Origin of the sequence: Microbacterium sp. UBA3394 (assembly GCF_002358725.1) — a bacterium.
Taxonomy (GTDB): Bacteria; Actinomycetota; Actinomycetes; order Actinomycetales; family Microbacteriaceae; genus Microbacterium; species Microbacterium luteum.
On the sequence record NZ_DEPK01000147.1, the window covers coordinates 1 to 4956 of the forward strand.

A 4956-nucleotide genomic window follows, 5' to 3' on the forward strand; every position below is an offset into this window, starting at 1 on the left:
GTGGTGGCACGTCTACCCGCTCGGTTTCACCGGGGCGCCGATCCGCGAAGGCGCCGACGAAGGCCGCATCGTGCACCGCCTGCCGCACATCGAGGCGTGGCTCGATCACGTCATCGAACTCGGGTTGAACGGCATCCTGCTCGGGCCGGTGTTCGCCTCGACCAGTCACGGCTACGACATCGTCGACCACTTCCGTGTGGATCCCCGCTTGGGCGACGAGGACGACGTGCGTCGCCTGATCGCCGCGGCGCACGACCGCGGCGTCCGGGTGCTGTTCGACGGGGTCTTCAACCACGTCGGCCGGGAGCATCCCCAGGTGGAGACCCTGCGCGGAGACGGTGTCTTCGAGGGCCACGACAGCCTCGTCGAGCTCGATCACGACTCCGAGGCGGTCCGCGATCTCGCGGTCGACGCCATGAACTACTGGCTCGACCGCGGTATCGACGGGTGGCGGCTGGATGCGGCGTACGCCGTTCCGCCGTCGTTCTGGGCGGCGGTGCTCCCGCGCGTGCGCGAGCGACACCCTCACGCGTGGTTCCTCGGCGAAGTCATCCACGGCGACTACGCCACGACCGTGCGCGACTCCGGCATCGACAGCGTCACCCAGTACGAGCTGTGGCAGGGGATCTGGCACGGCATCGCCGACGGGAACTTCTTCGAGCTCGCGCATGCCCTCGGCCGCCACGTCGCGCTGCTCGACGCCTTCGTTCCAGCGACCTTCGTCGGCAATCACGACGTCACTCGAATCGCCACAGCCGTGGGACAGCGCCATCTGCCCCACGCGCTGGCGGTGCTGTTCACCGTCGCCGGAACCCCCGCCGTGTACGCCGGCGACGAGTACGGCTTCGACGCGGTCAAGACCGAGCGAATCGGCGGTGACGATGCCGTGCGCCCGGCGTTCCCGGCCACGCCGGAGGAGGTCGAGGAGACGGATGCTGCGCGTGATGCGCTGCGTCTCACCCGCGATCTCGTCGCCTTCCGGCGCCGTCGGCCGTGGCTGCACTCCGCGCGAACCGACGTCGTCGAGACGACGAATCTCACGCTCGTCATCCGCACCGCCGTTGACGATGAGGCTGCCATCGTGGCGCTGAACATCGGCGACGACGAGGCGGTCGCCGCCGCCGCCGGTGCCGGGCAGCTGGCGCTCGGCACCGGGGTTCTCGCCGACGCGCGCGTCGTCTTGCCGCCGCACGGGTGGGTGATCCTGACGTAGGGCGATCTGCTGCGACGTTTCGTCTCGTCGCTGCGCTCCTCGCTCAAAGGCCGGGAGGGGGGTGTCTCGGGCGACGACCGGGAGAAGGCTTGGGGCTCCTCGCGCAACGACCCAGGGAGTGCGCTCTGGTCGTTGAGCGAGCGGGGCGAGACGAAACGAGGGACGGGAGAGCGTAAGCCCTCCCGTCCCGCGTGCATGCTCGACAGTCGTTCCCGTCAGCGGCGGCGCGCCGGCTCTTCCGCATCCCGGAACTCCGTGGCGCTCGCCGTGCCGCCATCGAGCTCGCGCTGATGCCGCGCCTCCATGCCGCGCGGGGTGAACTCTCCGGCGCGAAGAGCCTGCTCGACCTCTTCCAAGCTCACGCCCTTGGTCTCGGGAACGAACTTCCAGACGAACACCCAGCCGACGACATTGATCACGCCGTACACGATGATGGCGCCGCCGACGCCGAGCAGGTTCACGAGCGTCAGGGCCGTCCCGGTGGCAAGGAGGTTCGCACCCCACACCACCGCGGCGTTCGCGCTCGAGCCCGGTCCGCGGGCGGACAGCGGGTACAGCTCGGAGCCGAGCAGCCATCCGCAGCACTGCACGCTCAGTCCGACGAACACGATGAAGCCGAGAAGGCTGAGAAGGATCCAGACCGGGTTGTGAGAGCCCACGGCGAATGCGGTGCCGAGCGAGAAGAGACTGAGAGCGGCACCCGGCACGAGGAGGAGGACGATCCCGCGCCGCCCGACCTTGTCGACGAGCCAACGTCCGATGAAGTTCGTGGTGGCGAACATCACCGCCACGAGCAGGCTCGACAGCAGCGCGAAGTCGACCGACAGCCCCGCCGTCGTCATGAACGTCGGCGTGTAGTAGATCATCATCTCGATGCCGCTCAGCTGGGTGAACGCGGCGAAGCCCAGGGAGGCGATCACGGCCGGTCGCACCCACGGCGCACCGAGCACGCGCCACCCTCGCTGCTCCGTCTTCTCGCGCTCGAGGATGCGGTCGATATCCGCAAGTTCGGGATCGACCTGCGCAGGGCGCCGCAGACGCGACAGCACGGCACGGGCCTGGGGCCGGCGACCGCGCGACGCCAGCCAGCGAGGACTCTCCGGCATGAAGAACATCGCGATGAACAGCACGATGGCGGGGATGGCGGCGATGGCCACCATCTGCTGCCACGACCAGGCGGTCAGCCAGAAGCTGACGACGTTCGCGGCGAGGATGCCGAGCGCGGTCGCGAAGTTGAACGTCGCCACCATCGCACCGCGACTGACAGCCGGGGCGATCTCGGCGATATAGACGGGTGCTGCCTGCGATGCCCCGCCGACGGCGAGCCCGAGGAAGACGCGGGAGAGCATGAGGGTCTCGGGTGTCGGGCTGATGGCCGACACGAGTGCGCCCGCGAGGAAGATGAGCGAGACGATCATGATCGTCTTCCGTCTCCCGATCGCTTCGGAGACGCGGCCCGAGAGCAGCGCGCCGACAACCGCGCCGACGAGGATCGAGGCGGTGATCATCTCCTGCACGCGGTGATCGATCTCGAACTCGGCGGTGATCTTCAGCAACGCGCCGGAGATGATCCCGGTGTCGTAGCCGTAGAGGAATCCGGCCAGGGCCGCGACGCTCGTCACGATCCAGACGGCCGCGCGGGACCGAACCGGCGCAGGGGATGGCGAATTGGTGTGAGGCAAGGTGTCTCCACATCGACTGGTGAACGGCTGTCACAGCCACGTGGAGCGCGTCGTCGATGGGTGTCGGTCCGGATGGACCGTGACGATGCCGGGGCAAGAGGGCACGTTCGGGCACGCGCTGCAACAGACGCGGCACGGGAGGAGGATGCTCCTTCGAGGCCGTGCAGCGGTTCGCGTCGTCGCTAATTTACAAGTGTAGTTGAGTCTTGGCGTGGCTCGTCAAATCCGTCACCTTCGGATGAGGTGCAGCTGAGGCTGAGGGTGGCCGGGGCGTGCGAAAGACGAGGGAGCGCTGCACGCCGTAGCTCGTGAGGAACAGCACCGCCTCGGTGACGATCTTGGCGGCCAGGAGGGGCATGCCGACGCCCGTGAGCGCTTCCATCCACACGATGTTCGACGCGAGCAGCAGCAGCGCGAGCACCGCGTACCGAATCGCCTCGCGCCGTCGCCCCCGACCTCGGCGGTGGAAGACCACCCGGCGGTTCACGGCGAAGTTCACCGATGCGCTGACCGCGCGGGCCGCCACGATCGAGAACACCAGCGAGCCGGTCGCGGCAGACAGCACGAGCAAGAGCACCGTGTCGAGTGCGAATGCGAGGAGAGACGAGCCCGCGAAGAGGATCAGGGGAAGCATGACGCGCAACGAGTCCGCCAACGGACGGAAATGGCTCGAGGCGTTGCGCTCGAGATAGACCGTCGCGATGGGGACCTCCTGTGCGGTCACCCCCGCGCCCCGACTGCGCAGCAGCATGTTCTGCTCGTACTCGAAGCGGTCGCCGGGAATCGACATCGCCCAGGGCAGCAGCGCTGCCGGGATGCCGCGCAGACCCGTCTGGGTGTCGCTGAGCGACCACCCCGCGACGACGCGGAAGACCCCGCGTGACACCGCATTCCCCACACGACTGCGCGTCGGCACGTCACCGCCGAAGTCCCGACACCCGAGGATGAGCGACGGAGATTCGGTCGCCCTCTCCCGTCGCAGTGCCTCAGCGACATGGAGGATGTCGTCGACGCGATGCTGGCCGTCCGCGTCGGCGGTCACGACGTCGTCATCCGGTGCCCACCGCGCGATCTCGGCGAACCCCGCCTTCAGTGCCGCTCCCTTCCCGCGATTCCGTGGAAAGCGGATGACGCGCGCCCCGGCGTCTTCGACCACCGAGAACAGGTCGTCGTATCCGGGTCCGCTGCCGTCGTCGACGACCAGGACGGCAAGGTCGGGATCAGCAGCGAGCAGGTCGTCCACCAGCCAGGGCAGGCGCGGTCCGGGCTCGAGCGCGGGGATGAGCACGATCATGCCGGTCACCCCGCGATGTAGAGGATGTCGCTGGTGGCGCGCTCGCCGCCGTTGGACGGGCTGTTGACCACCTCGCCGTCGAAGAACATGGTCGACGAGCCGCCCCCGTCGAGGTTGTAGGCCGTCGTCGCCCCCAGGTCGACGAAGATGTCGGCGAGCTCGGTGAGGGTGACCCCCTCGCTGTAGCCGCTCTGGCGCCCGTCGACGACGACGAACACCAGGTGGTTGTCGTCGATGACGCCGACGGCGGTGCGCGGCTGGTCGCCCTGGATGGAGTGGTTGCCGAAGTTCGTGTCGACCTCGACGTCTTCGATCCCGTCGACGACCGCGCCATCCTCGACGATCGCGGGCCCGAAGCTGAGCGTGTTCCACGCCCCGGCGGCCACGAGCTCGTCGGCGCTGGTGGCGGTCTCGTCATAGACCTCGACGCTGCCGTCGGTGTAGAAGACGAGGCCCGTGCGGGCGGGCTCGTCGCGGTACACGACGCCGTTGCGGATGACGATGCCGGTGTCGCGGAACCCGTAGTAGTCGCCGTTGATGGCGAAGACGGCATCGTTCTCTTCGGCGATGGAGCTGGTGAGGTCGGTGATGTTCTCGCCGAACTGGTTGTTGGCGAAGGCGCTCCGCAGCGCGGTCGCGTCGCCCAGGGTGACCTCGGCGACGTAGTAGGTCACGGTCGAGTCCCCGGACCCCTCGACGACGGTCGAGATCTCGACCGAGGTCTCCCCGCTCGTGTACGACGTGTCGGTCAGGACCGTCTCGGTGCT

At 68.4% G+C, this 4956-nt stretch carries 4 protein-coding genes; 1 reads left to right on the forward strand and 3 read right to left on the reverse strand.

Features of this window, described 5'->3' with window-relative positions; translation table 11 throughout:
- Window positions 1–1213: alpha-amylase family protein (locus B4E30_RS08645; RefSeq protein WP_286794769.1), on the forward strand; the 1213-nt coding region annotated here is incomplete at its 5' end.
- A 215-nt stretch (window positions 1214–1428) separates the two neighbouring features.
- On the opposite strand, the gene B4E30_RS08650 is transcribed toward B4E30_RS08645, so the two are convergent.
- The 3 genes from B4E30_RS08650 to B4E30_RS08660 form a co-directional block, all read right to left on the reverse strand.
- A complete protein-coding gene (locus B4E30_RS08650; protein WP_286794772.1) occupies window positions 1429–2895 on the reverse strand; it encodes a sugar porter family MFS transporter in 1467 nt (488 codons plus the stop codon).
- Window positions 2896–3082: 187 nt separating this feature from the next.
- Entirely contained in the window at window positions 3083–4189 is a 1107-nt protein-coding gene (locus B4E30_RS08655; protein ID WP_286794789.1) for a bifunctional glycosyltransferase family 2/GtrA family protein, read from the reverse strand.
- A gap of 5 nt (window positions 4190–4194) precedes the next feature.
- Window positions 4195–4956 (reverse strand): phosphodiester glycosidase family protein (locus B4E30_RS08660; protein ID WP_286794774.1); only part of this gene is annotated, 762 nt, incomplete at its 5' end.